The organism is Pseudomonas paralactis, from assembly GCF_001439735.1.
Lineage (GTDB): Bacteria > Pseudomonadota > Gammaproteobacteria > Pseudomonadales > Pseudomonadaceae > Aquipseudomonas > Aquipseudomonas paralactis.
On the sequence record NZ_JYLN01000002.1, the window covers coordinates 277,562 to 295,266 of the forward strand.

The window sequence follows — 17,705 nt, forward strand, 5'->3', positions numbered from 1 at the left end:
CCCGATGAGACCGAGTACATATCCGTTATTTGGGTAACGGCTGCTATGGGTTCCGCTTTTACAGCGGGTCACTTTTGGAAAAGAGCCCCAAAAGTAACCAAAAGGGCTCTTGCCCCACCACTCGGCACCTCGCCTGGGCTCGGTGTGCCCGTAATTCGCCATGAATTTGGGGGGCCGCCGCCACGCGCCATCCATGGCGCGGGGCGGCTAAACCGGCGTCCCTGCCGGTTTACCCCCCAAATCCCTGTCGAATTCCGGCCAGCGTGGTTTAACGGGGCGCCTGAGATCAAGATCAAAAGCAGATCAAGAGCAAGAGCGGCTCGCTTCGCATCGTGGTTAGCGGGTAGAGCTGCGTCGATAGCCTTACTTATGCGTTGAGCCGCACTTGCTTTTCCAGCTCCAGCTTTAAACCGGGTTCAAGTTTCAGTTGGCGCGCCAGTTCGTCCAGGTAGGCTTTTTCCATGAAGTTTTCCTCATCCACCAGCATTACGCTGGCGATGTACATTTCGGCGGCCATTTCCGGGGTGCTGGCGGCGCGGGCAACATCGGTGGGGTCCAGGGGTTTGTTGAGTTCGGCGTGCAGCCAGTGTTGCAGCTCCTGGTCGTTGTCCAGCTTGGTGAATTCGCCTTCGATCAACGCGCGTTCGCGCTCATCCACATGGCCGTCTGCCTTGGCCGCTGCAACGAGTGCCTTGAGGATGCCCTGGCTGTGTTGTTCGACCTGGGCCGGTGGCAGGCGGTCGATGGTTTGTGGCTCGGCTTGCGGGGCGCTGGCTTGCTGGGCTTGCCAGTTGCCGTAGGCTTTGTAGGCAATCACGCCTAATGCAGCCAGGCCGCCGTAGGTCAGGGCCTTGCCGCCGAATTTGCGCGCTTTTTTGTTGCCCAGCAGCAAGCCCATGGCTCCTGCCGCCAGGGCACCACCGCCGGCACCGCCGAGCATGCTGCCCAGCCCGCTGCCGCCGAGCAAACCGCCAAGGGCGCTTTTGTCGTTGGATTTGCGTTGGCCGCCTGCCTTGTTTTGCAACATATCCTGGCCAGACTTGAGCAACTGATCGAGCAATCCGCGGGTATTCATTCGTAGCCTCCAGACACTTGGGTTCATAGGACCAATAGGCCCCAAGCGTAAGACTAAGTGCCAAAAAGCCGTGATCTAGAGTGCTTCCAGATGTAACGCTGACCTGCCAAGCGGGAAATGTCTTGTTGCACATGCAGAGCTATCATCCCGCCATCAATCAATTTGCCTTGTTCATCGAACCGCTTAAGCTATCCGGCGTCTGTTTATTGTCCGTTGCGTTTGGCCGAAGGCATGTCCGAACCGTTATTTCTGATCCGTTACGTGCCAGGAACGGCGCGGGATTTGCTCACGACAGGTTGTCTCTATGCACCGCAGGAATTTGCTCAAAGCATCCATGGCCATTGCGGCTTACACAGGGTTGTCGGCCAGTGGCCTGCTGGCCGCGCAGGCTTGGGCCGGGAACCGTGCCGCCGATGGCAAGGCCGTGGCGTTCGATTTCGAATCGCTCAAGGCGCAAGCCAAGCAACTGGCCACCCGTGGCTATCAGGACACTAAGCAGGTGCTGCCGCCCACCCTGGCCAACATGACCCCGCAGAATTTCAATGCCATTGGTTATGACGCCAACCATTCGTTGTGGAAGGAGCTGAACGGCCAACTGGACGTGCAGTTCTTCCATGTCGGCATGGGCTTCAAGACGCCGGTGCGCATGCACAGTGTCGATCCCAAGACCCGGGAGGCCCGCGAAGTGCACTTCCGCCCTTCGCTGTTCAACTACGAAAAAACCACGGTGGACACCCAGCAACTGACCGGTGACCTGGGTTTTTCCGGTTTCAAGCTGTTCAAGGCGCCGGAGCTGGACCGCCATGATGTGCTGTCGTTTCTCGGCGCCAGCTACTTTCGCGCGGTGGATTCCACCGGCCAATATGGCCTGTCGGCCCGTGGCCTGGCGATTGATACCTACGCGAAAAAACGCGAGGAGTTCCCCGACTTTACGCAGTTCTGGTTCGAAACTCCGGACAGGAATGCCACCCGGTTTGTGGTCTACGCCCTGCTTGACTCGCCAAGCGCAACCGGCGCCTACCGCTTCGATATCGACTGCCAGGCCAACCAGGTGGTGATGGCAATCGACGCCCACATCAATGCACGCACCGCCATCGAACAATTGGGCATCGCCCCAATGACCAGCATGTTCAGCTGCGGCACTCATGAGCGGCGCATGTGCGACACCATCCACCCGCAAATCCACGACTCGGACCGCCTGGCCATGTGGCGCGGCAACGGCGAGTGGGTCTGCCGCCCACTGAACAACCCGGCCAAGCTGCAATTCAACGCGTTTGCCGACACCGACCCCAAAGGCTTCGGCCTGGTGCAAACCGACCATGAATTCGCCAGCTACCAGGACACCGTTGACTGGTACAGCAAGCGCCCAAGCCTGTGGGTTGAACCTACCACTGCGTGGGGCGAAGGCTCGATCGATCTGTTGGAAATCCCTACCACCGGCGAAACCCTGGACAATATCGTCGCCTTCTGGACCCCGAAAAAGCCCGTCGCCGCCGGTGATTCGCTCAACTATGGCTACAAGTTGTACTGGAGCGCACTGCCACCGGTGAGCACGCCGTTGGCGCAGGTCGACGCGACCCGCTCAGGCATGGGTGGTTTTACCGAAGGCTGGGCACCCGGCGAGCATTACCCGAAGGTGTGGGCGCGGCGTTTTGCCGTAGATTTCAAGGGCGGCGGCCTGGATCGCTTGCCGGCGGGCACTGGCATCGAGCCGGTGGTGACCTGTTCCCAGGGTGAGGTGAAGGATTTCAGCGTGCTGGTGCTGGATAACATCAAGGGCTATCGCATCCTGTTCGACTGGTACCCCACCAGCGACAGCGTGGAGCCGGTTGAGCTGCGTCTGTTTATTCGGACCCAGGACCGCACTCTGAGCGAAACCTGGCTCTATCAGTACTTCCCGCCTGCACCGGAGCAGCGCAAGTACACCTGAAATTAACCGCCTGATCATTCCCACGCCGCAGCGTGGGAATGATCACAGGTGGCTTAGAACCGCGACACGCTTTTCATCGCGCCAATCAGATACCGCATCGCCACCTGATCGCTCTCGGTCAGCGCCCGGTACTGGGCCAGCAACTCCATTTCATCCGAACTCAACCTTCGACCCCGCAAAGACATCCGGCGGCTCAGAAAAGAAGCCATCGCACCCGCTACGCCATAGGATTTGGCCATGGACCACTACTCCTGCTATCAGTCAAATACTCCTGGTGCCCATTTCCAAACTCCCCGAAGTACAACGCTTTCGTGGACAAACAGCCTGCCTCCCTGGGCCAGGAACCAGGCTCACCCTAAGCTTAGAAACTATCTCGTCACACGTGGGATTTTTTTAGAGTATTCACTTAAAAAAATAGCTTCAGTAATAAAAACCTACAGCCATTACTCACGTGATAGCCGGTGTCGGCTGCGGAACGCCTACAACGCGAGCATGAAAAAACCCACCGTATCAGGGTGGGTTTGGCACAGAGGTGAGTAGGGTCAATCGCGCAGATCCGACTCATGGATCGGTTGGTCCCGGTGGGTTGCCCGCTGGTACTGCGCCGGCCAGATAGCTTTGCGCCCGCCCAGGTCATCGTCGGCATGCAACGGCCAGTACGGGTCGCGCAGCAGTTCACGGGCCAGGAAGATGATGTCGGCCTGGCAGGTACGCAGGATGTGCTCGGCCTGGGCCGGTTCGGTAATCATGCCGACCGTGCCGGTGGCAATGCCCGACTCCTTGCGCACGCGCTCGGCGAAGCGGGTCTGGTAGCCGGGGCCGGTGGGAATCTCGGCGTTGGCAGCGGTGCCGCCGGAAGAGACATCGATCAGGTCAACACCCAAATCTTTCAGGCGGCGCGCCAGTTCCACGGTTTCATCCGGGTTCCAGCCATCTTCTACCCAGTCGGTGGCCGATACCCGCACAAACAGCGGCAATTCCTGTGGCCAGGCGGCCCGCACGGCCTTGGTCACCTCCAGCACCAGGCGAATGCGGTTTTCGAACGAGCCACCATAGTGGTCCTGACGCTGGTTGCTGATGGGCGAAAGAAACTGATGCAGCAGGTAGCCATGGGCGGCGTGGATTTCCACCACTTCAAAGCCTGCGGTCAAGGCGCGCTTGGCGGCGGCGACAAAGTCGGCGATCACTTGTTGGATCTGCCCTTCGTCCAATTGCTTGGGCTGGGTGTGATTGGGGTCAAACGCAATTGGCGAAGGGCCCACCGGCACCCAGCCGCCCTCCTCCGGCTTGACGCTGCCATGCTTGCCGATCCAGGGCCGGTGGGTGCTGGCCTTGCGTCCGGCGTGGGCCAGTTGAATACCCGCCACCGCGCCCTGGGCCGCGATAAAGCGCGTGATGCGCTGCAGCGGTTCGATCTGGGCGTCGTTCCACAGGCCCAGATCCTGGGCGGTGATACGCCCATCAGCCGTCACGGCGGTGGCTTCGGTGAAAATCAGCCCGGCGCCGCCCACAGCTCGGCTGCCGAGATGCACCAGGTGCCAGTCATTGGCCAGACCGTCGTCGCTGGAATATTGGCACATCGGCGAGACCGCGATGCGATTGAGCAGGGTCAATTGGCGCAGGGTATAAGGTTCGAGCAGCTGACTCATGGCGCACCTCTTGTGGGTTTCATAAGCATTTGTGTAGGAGCGAGCTTGCTCGCGAAGGCCGCACAGGCGCAGCGTTTAACCAGGATTAACGCGTTATCGTTGACGTTTTTCGCGAGCAAGCTCGCTCCTACCAGCCTAGTCGACAACCATCGATTGCACAGGGTTCAGAAAGGAAAGCGGGAGCCGATTGCCGGCTCCCGATATGCAGCGCCTTACATTTCGACCTGGGTGCCCAGCTCGATCACACGGTTTACCGGCAACTTGAAGAAGCGCAGGTTGCCGTTGGCATTCTTCAACATGAAGGCAAACAAGGTTTCGCGCCAGCGCGCCATACCCTTGATGCGCGAGGCAATCACGGTCTCGCGGCTGAGGAAATAGGTGGTGCGCATCGGGCTGAAATCCAGGTCATCCAGATGGCACAGCTTCAGTGCTTCGGGCACGTCCGGCTCATCGGTGAAGCCAAAGTGCAGGATCACGCGAAAGAAGCCCTCACCGTAGGAATCCACCTCGAAACGCCGTGCGGCAGGCACCCGTGGAATGTCTTCGTAGACCACCGTCAACAGCACCACTTGCTCATGCAGCACCTGGTTGTGCAGCAGGTTATGCAACAGCGCGTGGGGCACAGCATCCGGGCGGGCGGTGAGAAACACCGCCGTGCCCTGTACGCGATGGGGCGGCTGCACGCGAATGCTGCCGATAAAGATCGGCAACGGCAGCCCACCCTCGTCGAGGCGCTCGACCAGCAATTGCTTGCCGCGCTTCCAGGTGGTCATCAACACGAACAACACGATCCCCGCGAGCACAGGGAACGCGCCACCCTGGATCACCTTGGGCACGTTGGCGGCGAAGAACAGACCATCCACCAGCAAGCAGCAGAGCAACACCGGCACTGCCAGCACCGGCGGCCACTTCCACAACAACAGCATGACCGCCGACACCAAAATAGTGGTCATCAGCATGGTGCCGGTCACCGCTACACCGTAGGCCGAGGCCAGAGCGCCGGAGGACTCGAAACCCAGCACCAGCAGGATCACGCCCACCATCAGCGACCAGTTCACGGCGCCGATGTAGATCTGGCCCTGCTCGGCACTCGAAGTGTGCTGGATATGCATACGCGGGATGTAACCCAACTGGATCGCCTGGCGCGTCAACGAGAACGCACCTGAGATCACCGCCTGGGACGCGATCACGGTCGCCAGGGTGGACAAGCCCACCAGCGGGATCAGCGCCCAGCTCGGCGCCAGCAGGTAAAACGGGTTGCGCGCGGCCTCCGGATCGCCCAGCAGCATCGCGCCCTGGCCGAAATAGTTGAGCACCAGCGCCGGCAGCACCAGGATGAACCAGGCACGGGCAATGGGTTTGCGCCCGAAGTGGCCCATGTCGGCGTACAGCGCTTCGGCGCCGGTCAAGGCCAGCACCACCGCGCCCAGAATCGCCACGCCGATGCCGGGGTGAACCATAAAGAAACGCACGCCCCATGCCGGGTTAAGTGCGTTCAATACTTCGGGCTGCTGCAAGATGCCATATACCCCCAGACCGCCCAGCACCAGGAACCAGGTGACCATCACCGGGCCGAACAACTTGCCGATACGATCGGTGCCGTGCTTCTGAATCAGAAACAGCGCCACCAGCACGATCAACGCAATGGGCACCACCCATTTTTCCAGGCCGTCGAACGCCAGCTCCAGGCCTTCGATGGCCGACAATACCGAAATCGCCGGGGTGATCATGCTGTCGCCATAAAAGAGCGCCGCACCACACAGGCCGCACACCACCAGGAAACTGCGCAATTTTGCGCGTTCCCCGGCGGCCCGCCGCGCCAACGCGGTGAGCGCCATAATCCCGCCCTCGCCCTGGTTGTCGGCACGTAGCACGAACAACATGTACTTGATCGACACCACCCAGATCAGCGACCAGAAGATCAGCGCCAAAATCCCCAGAACACCGTCATGGTTGACCTGCACGCCATAACCGCCGTTGAACACCTCTTTAAGGGTGTAGAGCGGGCTGGTCCCGATATCGCCATAAACCACCCCGACCGCCGCCACCAACATGCCAATCGGCTTGGCGTTTGAATGCTCGGCACCTGCTGCCTGACTACTTGCCTGACCCATCAACCACTCCTGCCCTTTGACCCGAGGTCTTTTATAAACAGCACGACTAAGCTGACCCTAGCATGTACTGTTTTACTTCTCGTAACAGACGTTTTATTGACCCAAGGGCATTACCCGTGTGCAACGGCGCAAAGCATAGCGCAGCACTCGTCGCATTTCCCTGCATAAAGCTGGTCAAGTGCGCTGCCCGCCGATAGAATTGCGCACTTTTTGATCAGAGGCGCACCAAGCGCCCATCCGTTGCCTTGTCGTGCACGACCGGCAGCGTCATTCAATACCGAGGTTAGACATGTCCACCACCATCGCAAAAGCCAACCCCAAGGTTGGCTTTGTTTCCCTGGGTTGCCCGAAGGCTCTGGTCGACTCCGAGCGCATCCTCACGCAATTGCGGATGGAAGGCTATGACGTCGTGTCCACGTACCAGGACGCCGATGTGGTGGTGGTCAACACCTGCGGCTTTATCGACTCGGCCAAAGCCGAGTCACTGGAAGTGATCGGCGAAGCCATCAAGGAAAACGGCAAGGTCATCGTGACCGGTTGCATGGGTGTGGAAGAAGGCAATATCCGCAACGTGCACCCGAGCGTGCTGGCCGTGACCGGCCCGCAGCAGTACGAGCAGGTGGTCAACGCCGTGCACGAAGTGGTGCCGCCACGTCAGGACCACAACCCGCTGATCGACCTGGTGCCACCCCAGGGCATCAAGCTGACCCCGCGTCACTACGCGTACCTGAAGATTTCTGAAGGCTGCAACCACAGCTGCAGCTTCTGCATCATCCCGTCGATGCGCGGCAAGCTGGTGAGCCGCCCGGTCGGTGATGTGCTTGATGAGGCCCAGCGCCTGGTCAAGTCTGGCGTCAAGGAGCTGCTGGTGATCTCCCAGGACACCAGCGCTTACGGCGTCGATGTGAAATACCGCACCGGCTTCTGGAACGGCGCGCCGGTGAAAACCCGCATGACCGAACTCTGCGAAGCGTTGAGCAGCCTGGGCGTGTGGGTGCGCCTGCACTACGTTTACCCGTACCCGCACGTGGACGAACTGATCCCGTTGATGGCCGCCGGCAAGATCCTGCCGTACCTGGACATCCCGTTCCAGCACGCCAGCCCGAAAGTGCTCAAGGCGATGAAACGCCCGGCGTTCGAAGACAAGACCCTGGCACGCATCAAGAACTGGCGCGAGATCTGCCCGGAACTGATCATCCGTTCCACCTTCATCGTCGGCTTCCCCGGCGAGACCGAAGAAGACTTCCAGTACCTGCTGGACTGGCTGACCGAAGCGCAGCTGGACCGCGTCGGCTGCTTCCAGTACTCGCCGGTGGAGGGCGCTCCGGCCAACCTGCTGGATCTGGCCGTGGTGCCGGACGACGTCAAGCAAGACCGTTGGGAGCGCTTCATGGCGCACCAGCAGGCGATCAGCTCGGCACGCCTGCAACTGCGCATCGGCAAGGAAATCGAAGTGTTGATCGATGAAGTCGACGAGCAAGGCGCCGTTGGCCGCTGCTTCTTCGATGCCCCGGAAATCGACGGTAACGTGTTTATTGACGATGCCAGCGGCTTGAAACCGGGCGACAAGGTCTGGTGCACCGTGACCGACGCCGACGAGTACGACTTGTGGGCTGAAAAGCGCGACTGAAGGGTGTTTGCGTAAAATTTTAAAAAAGCCCCGCCTCTGACAAGATGCGGGGCTTTTTTAGGTCTATCGTTTTGCCCATCAGCGCCAATTACGCCAAGGGGCAGCGGTCATGCGTCAGCATTCGGTCATCTACACACCTAAAGCCAGCGACCACGAGCGCCTGGCGCAGATCTGGGAAGCGTCGGTACGCGCCACCCACGACTTCCTGCCGGACAGCTATATCGATCTGCTGAAAAACCTGGTGCTGACCCGCTACCTGGATGCAGTGATGCTGATTTGCACCAAAGACTCACGCCAACACATCACCGGGTTCGCCGGAGTGTCGGCGGGTAAGGTGGAGATGCTGTTTATCGACCCGCACCACCGTGGCCAGGGACTGGGCCGGCAATTGCTGGTATACGCGATCGAACACATGAACGCCGATGAACTGGACGTCAACGAACAGAACCCCCAGGCCCTGGGTTTTTACCTCAAGCAAGGCTTTGAGGTCATCGGGCGCACAGAGCATGATGGTCTTGGGCAGCCCTATCCATTGCTGCACCTGCGCCTACACCAGCAGCAACAGGCCCGTAAGGCCTGAACTGTGGGAGCTCGCTTGCCTGCGAAGGCGTCGGATCAGTCTACCCATCCGGTGCTGGTATACCGCCATCGCAGGCAAGCCAGCTCCCACATTTGATCCGTGGTGCCTCAGTTAAATAATGTTAAGGCACATGCGCTGAAATGGGGCCGGGATTAACCGGCGCCAGGCAGGTACAATAGTGGCCCCCTTTTGTTACGGCCCTTGTCATGACTGACCCCATACGCCTCTCCAAACGCCTTATCGAACTGGTCGGTTGCTCCCGTCGGGAGGCTGAGCTGTTTATCGAAGGCGGCTGGGTCTCGGTGGACGGCGAAGTGATCGACGAGCCGCAGTTCAAGGTCACTGACGAGAAAGTCGAGCTGGACCCAGAAGCCAAAGCCACCGCGCCTGAGCCGGTGACCATTCTGTTGCACGCGCCGGCTGGCATGGACCCTGAAACCGCCATGGCCACGATCAGCGCCGAGACCCTGTCCGAAGAACACCGCTTCAGTAAGCGCCCGCTCAAGGGGCATTTCCTGCGCCTGACCGCCAGCGCCGACCTGCAAGCCAAAGCCAGCGGCCTGCTGGTGTTCACTCAGGACTGGAAGATTCTGCGCAAGTTGACCGCCGATGCCGCCAAGATCGAGCAGGAATACGTGGTAGAAGTCGAAGGCGACATGGTTGCCCACGGCCTTAACCGCCTGAACCACGGCCTGACCTACAAGGGTAAAGAGCTGCCCGCCGTGAAAGCCAGCTGGCAGAACGAAAACCGCCTGCGCTTTGCGATGAAAAACCCGCAACCCGGCGTGATCGCACTGTTCTGCGAAGCCGTTGGCCTGAAAGTCATCGCCATCCGCCGCATCCGCATCGGCGGTGTGTCCATTGGCAAGGTGCCAGTGGGTCAATGGCGTTACCTGTCCGGCAAAGAGAAGTTCTAAACCGTTCCCCTTTTCCCGACACCGCCTGATTCCGGCGGTGTCATCAGTTGAATACCAGGATTGCCCACCATGATTCACAACGACGTACTGCGCAGCGTGCGCTACATGCTCGACATCAGCGACAACAAGATGGTCGAGATCATCAAGCTCGGCGGCATGGACGTGACCAAGGAAGACCTGCTGACCTACCTCAAAAAAGATGAGGAAGAAGGCTTCGTGTTCTGCCCGGATGAAGTCATGGCTCACTTCCTTGATGGCTTGGTGATTTTCAAGCGCGGCAAGGACGAAAGCCGTCCACCGCAGCCGATCGAAACCCCGGTGACCAACAACATCATCCTGAAAAAGCTGCGTGTGGCCTTCGAACTCAAGGAAGACGACATGCATGCCATCCTCAAGGCGGCGGAGTTCCCGGTATCCAAGCCAGAGCTGAGCGCACTGTTTCGCAAGTTTGGTCATACCAACTACCGCACCTGTGGCGACCAGTTGCTGCGCAACTTCCTCAAGGGCCTGACCTTGCGGGTCCGTGCCTAAGCCATGAGTTACCAGGTCTCGCCCGTCGGCTTCGTACGCTCCTGTTTCAAGGAGAAGTTCGCCATCCCGCGCCAACCGCAACTGGCACCGGCTGCCCGTGGCGTGCTGGAGCTGGTGGCGCCGTTCGACCAGGGCGAGGCGGTGCAGGGGCTGGAACAGGTCAGCCATGTGTGGCTGCTGTTTCTGTTTCATCAGGCCCTGGAAGACAAACCACGCCTGAAAGTGCGCCCGCCACGCCTGGGCGGCAATACGTCCATGGGCGTGTTTGCCACCCGCGCAACCCATCGGCCCAATGGCATTGGCCAGTCGGTGGTGAAGCTGGACAAAGTGGAGCCGGGGCGGTTGTGGATTTCCGGGATCGATTTGCTCGATGGCACGCCGGTGCTGGATATCAAGCCGTATGTGCCCTATGCCGATATCGTGGATGCGGCCACCAACGACATCGCCAGCGATGCGCCCGCGCAGATCGGCGTGCAATGGCTCAAGGCTGCGCTGCAACAGGCGCAAGGCCATGCACAGCGCCTTGGTGAACCGCTGGTGGAATTGATTGATCAGTGCCTGGCGCAAGATCCGCGACCGGCCTACCAAACGCCCGGTCCTGAGCGTGAATACGGTGTGCGTTTCTGGGATGTGGATGTGCGCTGGCACTACCCGGAGCCGGGGATGATTTGTGTGCTGGAAGTGGTTTCGGCTAAATAGGGCGAAAACCAAATGTGGGAGCTGGCTTGCCTGCGATAGCATCACCTCGGTTCAACTGAACCACTGAGGTGTCTGCATCGCAGGCAAGCCAGCTCCCACACTTTTTGGATCGCTGGTGTTACTGACTCTGTATTACTTCTCGACGAACGCACGCTCGATCAGGTAGTCACCCGGCTCACGCATCCGTGGCGAAACCTTCAGGCCGAAGCTGTTCAACACTTCGCTGGTTTCATCCAACATGCTTGGGCTGCCGCACAGCATGGCGCGGTCGTCTTCAGGATTGATCGGCGGCAGGCCGATGTCGCTGAACAGCTTGCCGCTGCGCATCAGGTCGGTCAGGCGGCCTTCGTTTTCGAACGGCTCGCGGGTCACGGTCGGGTAGTAGATCAACTTGTCACGCAGGGCTTCACCGAAGAACTCGTTCTGCGGCAGGTGCTCGGTGATGAATTCGCGGTAGGCAACTTCGTTGACGTAACGCACGCCGTGGCACAGGATCACTTTTTCGAAACGCTCGTAGGTCTCCGGGTCCTGGATCACGCTCATGAACGGCGCGAGGCCAGTGCCGGTGCTGAGCAGGTACAGGTGTTTGCCCGGCTTCAAATCGTCAAGCACCAGGGTGCCCGTCGGTTTTTTGCTGATGATGATCTCGTCGCCTTCCTTCAAATGCTGCAATTGGGAAGTCAGCGGGCCATCCGGCACCTTGATGCTGAAGAATTCCAGATGCTCTTCCCAGTTTGGGCTGGCAATCGAGTAAGCGCGCATGAGCGGGCGGCCGTTGGGCTGTTGCAGGCCGATCATCACGAACTGACCGTTCTCGAAGCGCAGGCCCGGATCGCGGGTGCACTTGAAGCTGAACAGAGTGTCGTTCCAGTGATGAACACTGAGGACACGCTCGTGGTTCATGTTGCTCATGTACGGGGGACTCCTGGAAATGGGTCTGCGCCAAAGGTAAGGATGCGCAATTGCACAGCATTCTAATGGCGGCGACAATATCTGTTAACTGGATTATTAAGATAAGGGTTATCGGTTATATCGATATGCGATTTACTCTCCGTCAACTGCAAGTTTTCGTCGCCGTCGCCCAGCAGGAAAGCGTCTCTCGCGCTGCTGGCCTTCTGGCCTTATCTCAATCCGCCGCCAGCACGTCGATTACCGAGCTGGAGCGTCAATCCAGCTGCCAATTATTCGACCGCGCCGGTAAACGTCTGAGCCTCAACGCCCTCGGCCATCAGTTACTACCCCAGGCGGTGGCGCTACTGGACCAGGCCAAGGAGATAGAAGACCTGCTCAACGGCAAATCCGGCTTCGGCTCCCTGGCAGTCGGCGCCACCCTGACCATCGGCAATTACCTGGCGACGCTGCTGATTGGCAGCTTTATGCAGCAGCATCCCGAGAGCCAGGTGAAACTGCATGTGCAGAACACTGCGCATATCGTGCATCAGGTGGCGCACTACGAAATTGACCTGGGTCTAATCGAAGGTGACTGCAGCCACCCGGATATCGAAGTGCAAACCTGGGTAGAAGACGAGCTGGTGGTGTTTTGCGCGCCCCAGCATCATCTGGCCAAGCGTGGCGTGGCAAGCATGGATGAGCTGACCCACGAAGCGTGGATCCTGCGCGAACAAGGTTCGGGCACGCGCCTGACCTTTGACCAGGCCATGCGCCATCATCGCAGCGCGCTGAATATCCGCCTGGAGCTGGAACATACCGAGGCAATCAAGCGGGCTGTGGAGTCGGGGTTGGGGATTGGCTGCATTTCGCGGCTGGCGCTACGCGACGCGTTCCGTCGCGGCAGCCTGGTGCCGGTAGAAACCCCGGACCTGGACCTGGCCCGGCAGTTCTACTTCATCTGGCACAAGCAGAAGTACCAGACCTCGGCGATGCGCGAATTTCTCGAACTGTGCCGCGCTTTCACCGCCGGGGTGCAGCGCAGCGACGAGATCGTGCTGCCGAGTATCGCCTGATCGTCAGATCAGGATCACAGCCCACACCAGAGTGATCATGGTCAGTGCCACAAATTGCGCGGCGCTGCCCATGTCCTTGGCGTTTTTCGATAAGGGGTGGCGGTCCAGGGAAATGCGGTCAATGGCCGCTTCTACCGCAGAATTGAGCAATTCGACGATCAACGCCAGCAAGCACACCGCGATCAGCAACGCGCGCTCAACCCGGCTGACCTGCAGGAAAAAGCTCAACGGGATCAGGATGACGTTCAGCAATACCAACTGACGGAACGCCGCCTCGCCGGTGAAAGCTGCGCGCAGGCCATCCAGGGAATAGCCCCCAGCATTGAAGATACGTTTGATACCGGTTTGACCCTTGAAAGGCGACATAGATGTAGGCAACTGAACCAAAGAAGTGGGGAAGCTAGATCACGCAAAGTCAAAAAAGCGTGAAGCGGCTGTAACTTAATGTTGCGAGATTGACTCAAGCTGCTGCAAGAGCAACGCCGCCTGGGTCCGGGTACGCACTCCGAGCTTACGGAAAATCGCCGTCACGTGGGCCTTGATGGTCGCCTCCGACACGTTCAATTCGTAGGCAATCTGCTTGTTCAGCAAACCTTCGCACACCATGGTCAGCACCCGGAACTGCTGAGGGGTCAGGCTGGCCAGGCCATCACGGGCGGCCTTGGCTTCGTCGGACACATTGATTTGTTCAAACGCCTGGGGCGGCCAGGACACATCGCCGTCCAATACCGCACGCACGGCTTTCTGGATATCTTCCATCGCGCTGGACTTGGGAATGAAACCGCTGGCGCCAAACTCTTTGGAGCGTACCACCACGTCGGCTTCTTCCTGGGCCGAGACCATGACCACCGGGATCTGCGGGTACTGCCCGCGCAGCAGTACCAGCCCGGAAAAGCCATAGGCGCCGGGCATGTTCAGGTCGAGCAATACCAGGTCCCAGTCGGATTTTTCGGTGAGGCGCGCTTCCAGTTCAGCGATGCTGGCCACTTCGACCAAGCGAACATCAGGGCCAAGCCCCAGGGTGACTGCCTGATGCAGAGCGCTGCGAAACAGCGGATGGTCATCGGCTATCAGGATTTCGTATGTGGCCATTGGTTAAATGATCCTGTTTTTTATGGGAGCCCCGATGGTTCAGGGCTCACCAATACACAAGGCGACGGCCTGGCAGCTATCGCCACAGGGCCTGCTCGACGTCAAAAGCACTTGAAACGACGTCAGGCATTCACGGTTGCGCCCCAATCGGCGCCCAGCATGACCAGCGTAGCCTGGAGGGTCAAGCACTACGCCTGCGGGCATTTTAGCGGGTTGCAGGTTTACGGTGCCATCATGCAAACGTCGTCTGGTTATACCGCCGGGATGTAGGGTGCGAGGCGAGTATGCACAGCGTCCGTCGGATCCAGCGGCATTTGAAACTTGGCAGCCAGGTAGTGGGTGCTGAATACATCGAGGTAGGCATCCAGCACTTCGCTGGCCGCCAAGTCATCAGCCAATTCCAGGCACAACGCCGCCACCTCGGCGGTACAGAAATGGTCATCACGTTTGGAACGGCGCAGTTTGTAGCGAGACAACTGCTCGGGCGCCAGGCTCAGGACCGGCAGATGCTCCAGATAAGGGCTTTTGCGAAACATCTTGCGCGCTTCGCTCCAGGTGCCGTCCAGCAAGATAAACAGCGGGCGCTTGCCCTCCCCTGCGCGGACTTCACTGACCACCCGTTGTGGCGCCACGAATTCACCGGGAAATACAATATAGGGCTGCCACTGTGGATCGGCCAACAACCTGAGCAAATCAGGGTCGACTTCGGTACGCGACCAGGCGAATGCGGTGGTGTCGTGTATGACATCGGCGATCAGCCAGCCGGTGTTGCTGGGTTTCATCGGCTCAACGTCATGCATCAACAGGCACATGGCTGACTTGGCTTGTACCTGGGGCCGCCAGGCGCACAAACAGTACTCAGGAATGACCCGACAACCGGCACAGCGCTCAGCGCGGGAACCCCGATTGAGAAACGGCCTGACGGCACGCGCCAGACGCTGGGCACGCAAACGAGAAACGGCGTGGCTCATCGAGCACGCGGCGAAGAAAAGGAAATCGACACGGGAGAAACTCGTGAAAAACAGAAGTCCCGCAGTTTACCAGCGATACGCCTGGCTGTAGTGGCAAGGGCTCACCTATAATTGCGCGCCACTGAACGCACAGCGCAGTGGCTGGTCTATGCACCAGTAACCGAATCAGGAGATTTCCATGCTGCGTTCCATGCTGCGCCTTGTTGCCCCATCCGTCGCCCTTGCGCTGGTTTTGCCTATGGGCGCCCACGCGGCCTCGCTGCTGGAGGCTCAAATGAACAAGAAGCTGCAAAGCGTCGCGGCCGAAAGCAACAAGGACCTGCCCCGGGAAATCGACGAAAAGACCCTGGAAGTGGCCTACACGGTTGAAGGTATGCAACTGATCGATCACCTCAGCGTTCAGTCTGATCGTGCCGAACAGATGCGTGCCAACCCCAAGGCTGTGTATTTCCAGCTCGGACGCAGTGTTTGCACCAACCCTGGCTACCGCGAATTGATGGCAAAAGGTGCGGTGATGCGCTACGAAATCACCGAGAACAAGACCAATCGCCCTGTGGCGTCGGTCAAGTTCGTTGAAGCCGATTGCCCGACTCCGGCAAAAAAGAAAAAGTAATTGCTGCTGCCCCCTCGCGCGCGGCTGTCCAGCGGCGCGCAATCCCTGGATCCGTTTTCTGCCAACGACTGAACGCTCTGATGTGTAACCAATAAGTGGTTGCCAGCCAAGGGTTTTTCGGCCCATGATCAAGCCATTCCATACGCCCGCCCACAGCTATTTCAATGCTGTTCTGTAACACTTTCAGGGCAAAAGAGGCCTGCCCTCCTGTGGCATGCAACGACACATGCAGTGTCGTGGCCCCCGACGACGCTCTCGTCGACTATCCAGGCCCTGTAAAGAAGGAGAAGTTGAATGCCTTATGAATCCAATGACCAGTTGCTTCGTCACTTTGAAGAAAACGGAACCGACCTCACGCAGCAGGTCGACGCACAAATCCAGCTGATCGCTCCCAACAGCCCGAATATCCCCCTGTATCGCGACATGATCCTCACCGTTCTGCGCATGGCTCAGGACGACCGTGATCGCTGGAACGCCAAGATCACCCTGCGCGCCATTCGCGAGTTGGACCATGCCTTTCGCGTACTCGAACAATTCAAGGGGCGGCGCAAGGTGACGGTGTTCGGCTCGGCACGTACCCCTGTGGAAAGCCCACTGTATTCGCTGGCCCGAGAGGTGGGTGCCGCGTTGGCGCGCTCCGACCTGATGGTGATCACTGGCGGCGGCGGCGGCATCATGGCGGCAGCCCACGAAGGCGCAGGGCTGGCACATAGCTTGGGGTTCAATATCACCCTGCCCTTTGAACAACACGCCAACCCCACCATCGATGGCACCGAAAACCTGCTGTCATTCCACTTTTTCTTTACCCGCAAGCTGTTCTTCGTCAAGGAAGCCGACGCGCTGGTGTTGTGCCCTGGCGGTTTCGGCACTCTGGACGAAGCGCTGGAAGTACTGACCCTGATCCAGACCGGCAAGAGCCCGCTGGTGCCAGTAGTATTACTGGATGCACCGGGCGGTGGGTTCTGGCAAGGCGCCCTGGACTTTATCCGCAGCCAGTTGGAGGCCAACCGCTATATCCTGCCCACCGACCTCAAGCTGATACGTTTGGTCTACAGCGCCGAAGAAGCCGTGGATGAAATCAACCAGTTCTATGCCAACTTCCACTCCACCCGTTGGCTGAAACGTGAGTTTGTGGTGCGCATGAACCATCCTCTCAGTGAACGCGCCCTGGCCCATTTGCAGCAAGAGTTCGCCAGCCTGCGGCTCAGTGGCGAATTTCAACAACTCGCCTATACGGGCGAAGACCATGACGAACCCAGGTTCAGCCACTTGACCCGCCTGGTGTTCAACTTCAATGGCCGCGACCAGGGGCGGCTGCGGGAGTTGGTGGATTACATCAACCTGCCGGAAAACTGGGCACAGGCCCAAGGCGAGACGCAGCAACGCGTGACGTCACTGCCGGCGTAGTTTTTTGCAGGCGAAAAAAAAGGCCCACTATTTTCATAGTGGGCCTTTCGTTTTGGGGCGTTCAGTCGTCCATATCCCGACCGCTTAACAAGCGACTGATCATGTCCATCGAAAACCCGCGATAGCTCAGGAAGCGACCTTGCTTCGCACGCTCCCTGGCATCAATCGGAAGATGCCCCGCAAACTTGCGGCGCCAGGTGTCTTCCAATTGAGACTGCCAGCTGATACCGCACTCACGCAGGGCAAGATCAATATCGGCACGTTGCAGGCCACGCTGGCTCAGCTCTTCACGAATTCGCGCAGGGCCATAACCGGAGCGCGCTCGGTAGGACACAAAACTTTCAAGGTAACGGGCTTCCGACAACAGCCCCTCTTCCGTCAAACGGTCGAGGGCTGTTTCGATCATCTCAGGCTCTGCGCCGCGCTGACGCAACTTACGCGTCAGCTCGACTCGGCCATGCTCGCGGCGAGCAAGCAGGTCCATCGCAGTGCGCCGAACGGCGACGAGTGTATCCAGTACAACAGTCATCGTT

18 protein-coding genes are annotated in these 17,705 nt (G+C 59.2%); 9 read left to right on the plus strand and 9 right to left on the minus strand.

The features are described from left to right. Nucleotides 1-367 precede the first annotated feature (367 nt). Nucleotides 368-1,075 carry a tellurite resistance TerB family protein gene (locus TX23_RS05490; RefSeq protein ID WP_057701352.1) on the minus strand — a complete coding sequence of 236 codons (708 nt, stop codon included), beginning with the start codon at nt 1,073-1,075 and terminating at the stop codon, nt 368-370. 304 nt (nt 1,076-1,379) lie between these two features. Between TX23_RS05490 and TX23_RS05495 the strand changes: the two genes are divergently transcribed. Beyond that, nucleotides 1,380-3,005, plus strand: coding sequence for a glucan biosynthesis protein D (locus TX23_RS05495; RefSeq protein WP_057701353.1), 1,626 nt, complete (start codon nt 1,380-1,382; stop codon nt 3,003-3,005). Between the two features lie 53 nt (nt 3,006-3,058). Here TX23_RS05495 and TX23_RS05500 read toward each other — a convergent pair whose 3' ends face one another. From TX23_RS05500 to TX23_RS05510, 3 genes are all read right to left on the minus strand, one after another. Further along, the gene (locus TX23_RS05500) at nt 3,059-3,244 is read right to left on the minus strand and encodes a hypothetical protein (protein WP_005785481.1); all 186 of its coding nucleotides are present in this window, start codon (nt 3,242-3,244) and stop codon (nt 3,059-3,061) included. Between the two features lie 303 nt (nt 3,245-3,547). Continuing rightward, nucleotides 3,548-4,654, minus strand: coding sequence for an NADH:flavin oxidoreductase/NADH oxidase (locus TX23_RS05505; protein WP_057701354.1), 1,107 nt, complete (start codon nt 4,652-4,654; stop codon nt 3,548-3,550). A gap of 212 nt (nt 4,655-4,866) precedes the next feature. Continuing rightward, nucleotides 4,867-6,768 (minus strand): potassium transporter Kup, encoded by a 1,902-nt coding sequence (locus TX23_RS05510; protein WP_057701355.1) that lies wholly within the window; start codon nt 6,766-6,768, stop codon nt 4,867-4,869. Nucleotides 6,769-7,057: 289 nt separating this feature from the next. Here TX23_RS05510 and rimO point away from each other — a divergent pair, with 289 nt between their 5' ends. The 5 genes from rimO (at nt 7,058) to tsaA (ending at nt 11,125) form a co-directional block, all read left to right on the plus strand. Beyond that, nucleotides 7,058-8,398: a 30S ribosomal protein S12 methylthiotransferase RimO gene (rimO, locus tag TX23_RS05515; RefSeq protein ID WP_003231334.1), complete on the plus strand. Its 1,341-nt coding sequence runs from the start codon at nt 7,058-7,060 to the stop codon at nt 8,396-8,398. 109 nt (nt 8,399-8,507) lie between these two features. Further along, complete coding sequence (locus TX23_RS05520; RefSeq protein WP_057701356.1) at nt 8,508-8,978, plus strand: GNAT family N-acetyltransferase; 471 nt, start codon at nt 8,508-8,510, stop codon at nt 8,976-8,978. 206 nt (nt 8,979-9,184) lie between these two features. Then, on the plus strand, nt 9,185-9,895 hold the full coding sequence (locus TX23_RS05525; protein WP_057701357.1) for an rRNA pseudouridine synthase: 711 nt from the start codon (nt 9,185-9,187) through the stop codon (nt 9,893-9,895). 69 nt (nt 9,896-9,964) lie between these two features. Then, a complete protein-coding gene (locus TX23_RS05530; protein ID WP_005785469.1) occupies nt 9,965-10,426 on the plus strand; it encodes a YehS family protein in 462 nt (153 codons plus the stop codon). 3 nt (nt 10,427-10,429) lie between these two features. Continuing rightward, nucleotides 10,430-11,125, plus strand: coding sequence for a tRNA (N6-threonylcarbamoyladenosine(37)-N6)-methyltransferase TrmO (tsaA, locus tag TX23_RS05535; protein WP_057701358.1), 696 nt, complete (start codon nt 10,430-10,432; stop codon nt 11,123-11,125). Between the two features lie 132 nt (nt 11,126-11,257). Here the strand turns inward: tsaA and fpr are convergent, their stop codons facing one another. Beyond that, nucleotides 11,258-12,037, minus strand: coding sequence for a ferredoxin-NADP reductase (fpr, locus tag TX23_RS05540; RefSeq protein WP_003189055.1), 780 nt, complete (start codon nt 12,035-12,037; stop codon nt 11,258-11,260). 125 nt (nt 12,038-12,162) lie between these two features. Between fpr and TX23_RS05545 the strand changes: the two genes are divergently transcribed. Continuing rightward, entirely contained in the window at nt 12,163-13,089 is a 927-nt protein-coding gene (locus tag TX23_RS05545) for a LysR family transcriptional regulator (protein ID WP_010212678.1), read from the plus strand. Between the two features lie 3 nt (nt 13,090-13,092). On the opposite strand, the gene TX23_RS05550 is transcribed toward TX23_RS05545, so the two are convergent. The 3 genes from TX23_RS05550 to TX23_RS05560 form a co-directional block, all read right to left on the minus strand. Beyond that, entirely contained in the window at nt 13,093-13,455 is a 363-nt protein-coding gene (locus tag TX23_RS05550; RefSeq protein WP_003189051.1) for a diacylglycerol kinase, read from the minus strand. Between the two features lie 75 nt (nt 13,456-13,530). Then, nucleotides 13,531-14,181 carry a response regulator transcription factor ErdR gene (erdR, locus tag TX23_RS05555; protein WP_057701359.1) on the minus strand — a complete coding sequence of 217 codons (651 nt, stop codon included), beginning with the start codon at nt 14,179-14,181 and terminating at the stop codon, nt 13,531-13,533. A gap of 251 nt (nt 14,182-14,432) precedes the next feature. Beyond that, nucleotides 14,433-15,152: a tRNA-uridine aminocarboxypropyltransferase gene (locus TX23_RS05560; protein WP_057701360.1), complete on the minus strand. Its 720-nt coding sequence runs from the start codon at nt 15,150-15,152 to the stop codon at nt 14,433-14,435. 178 nt (nt 15,153-15,330) lie between these two features. On the opposite strand from TX23_RS05560, the gene TX23_RS05565 reads away from it, so the two are divergent. Together TX23_RS05565 and TX23_RS05570 are read left to right on the plus strand one after the other, a co-directional pair. Beyond that, a complete protein-coding gene (locus TX23_RS05565; protein WP_057701361.1) occupies nt 15,331-15,765 on the plus strand; it encodes a PA3611 family quorum-sensing-regulated virulence factor in 435 nt (144 codons plus the stop codon). A 294-nt stretch (nt 15,766-16,059) separates the two neighbouring features. Then, nucleotides 16,060-17,172: an LOG family protein gene (locus TX23_RS05570; RefSeq protein ID WP_057701362.1), complete on the plus strand. Its 1,113-nt coding sequence runs from the start codon at nt 16,060-16,062 to the stop codon at nt 17,170-17,172. A 61-nt stretch (nt 17,173-17,233) separates the two neighbouring features. Here TX23_RS05570 and recX read toward each other — a convergent pair whose 3' ends face one another. After that, nucleotides 17,234-17,701 (minus strand): recombination regulator RecX, encoded by a 468-nt coding sequence (recX, locus tag TX23_RS05575; protein WP_034118389.1) that lies wholly within the window; start codon nt 17,699-17,701, stop codon nt 17,234-17,236. Between the last annotated feature and the right edge of the window lie 4 nt (nt 17,702-17,705).

What these genes read in the sequence shown, in the direction of transcription:
- erdR (WP_057701359.1), bottom strand. Translation starts at nt 14,181, where the DNA reads ATGGCCACATACGAAATCCTGATAGCCGATGACCATCCGCTGTTTCGC.
- recX (WP_034118389.1), bottom strand. Translation starts at nt 17,701, where the DNA reads ATGACTGTTGTACTGGATACACTCGTCGCCGTTCGGCGCACTGCGATG.
- TX23_RS05500 (WP_005785481.1), bottom strand. Translation starts at nt 3,244, where the DNA reads ATGGCCAAATCCTATGGCGTAGCGGGTGCGATGGCTTCTTTTCTGAGC.
- TX23_RS05550 (WP_003189051.1), bottom strand. Translation starts at nt 13,455, where the DNA reads ATGTCGCCTTTCAAGGGTCAAACCGGTATCAAACGTATCTTCAATGCT.
- tsaA (WP_057701358.1), top strand. Translation starts at nt 10,430, where the DNA reads ATGAGTTACCAGGTCTCGCCCGTCGGCTTCGTACGCTCCTGTTTCAAG.
- rimO (WP_003231334.1), top strand. Translation starts at nt 7,058, where the DNA reads ATGTCCACCACCATCGCAAAAGCCAACCCCAAGGTTGGCTTTGTTTCC.
- TX23_RS05495 (WP_057701353.1), top strand. Translation starts at nt 1,380, where the DNA reads ATGCACCGCAGGAATTTGCTCAAAGCATCCATGGCCATTGCGGCTTAC.
- TX23_RS05545 (WP_010212678.1), top strand. Translation starts at nt 12,163, where the DNA reads ATGCGATTTACTCTCCGTCAACTGCAAGTTTTCGTCGCCGTCGCCCAG.
- TX23_RS05530 (WP_005785469.1), top strand. Translation starts at nt 9,965, where the DNA reads ATGATTCACAACGACGTACTGCGCAGCGTGCGCTACATGCTCGACATC.
- TX23_RS05560 (WP_057701360.1), bottom strand. Translation starts at nt 15,152, where the DNA reads ATGAGCCACGCCGTTTCTCGTTTGCGTGCCCAGCGTCTGGCGCGTGCC.
- TX23_RS05510 (WP_057701355.1), bottom strand. Translation starts at nt 6,768, where the DNA reads ATGGGTCAGGCAAGTAGTCAGGCAGCAGGTGCCGAGCATTCAAACGCC.
- fpr (WP_003189055.1), bottom strand. Translation starts at nt 12,037, where the DNA reads ATGAGCAACATGAACCACGAGCGTGTCCTCAGTGTTCATCACTGGAAC.
- TX23_RS05525 (WP_057701357.1), top strand. Translation starts at nt 9,185, where the DNA reads ATGACTGACCCCATACGCCTCTCCAAACGCCTTATCGAACTGGTCGGT.
- TX23_RS05565 (WP_057701361.1), top strand. Translation starts at nt 15,331, where the DNA reads ATGCTGCGTTCCATGCTGCGCCTTGTTGCCCCATCCGTCGCCCTTGCG.
- TX23_RS05520 (WP_057701356.1), top strand. Translation starts at nt 8,508, where the DNA reads ATGCGTCAGCATTCGGTCATCTACACACCTAAAGCCAGCGACCACGAG.
- TX23_RS05505 (WP_057701354.1), bottom strand. Translation starts at nt 4,654, where the DNA reads ATGAGTCAGCTGCTCGAACCTTATACCCTGCGCCAATTGACCCTGCTC.
- TX23_RS05490 (WP_057701352.1), bottom strand. Translation starts at nt 1,075, where the DNA reads ATGAATACCCGCGGATTGCTCGATCAGTTGCTCAAGTCTGGCCAGGAT.
- TX23_RS05570 (WP_057701362.1), top strand. Translation starts at nt 16,060, where the DNA reads ATGCCTTATGAATCCAATGACCAGTTGCTTCGTCACTTTGAAGAAAAC.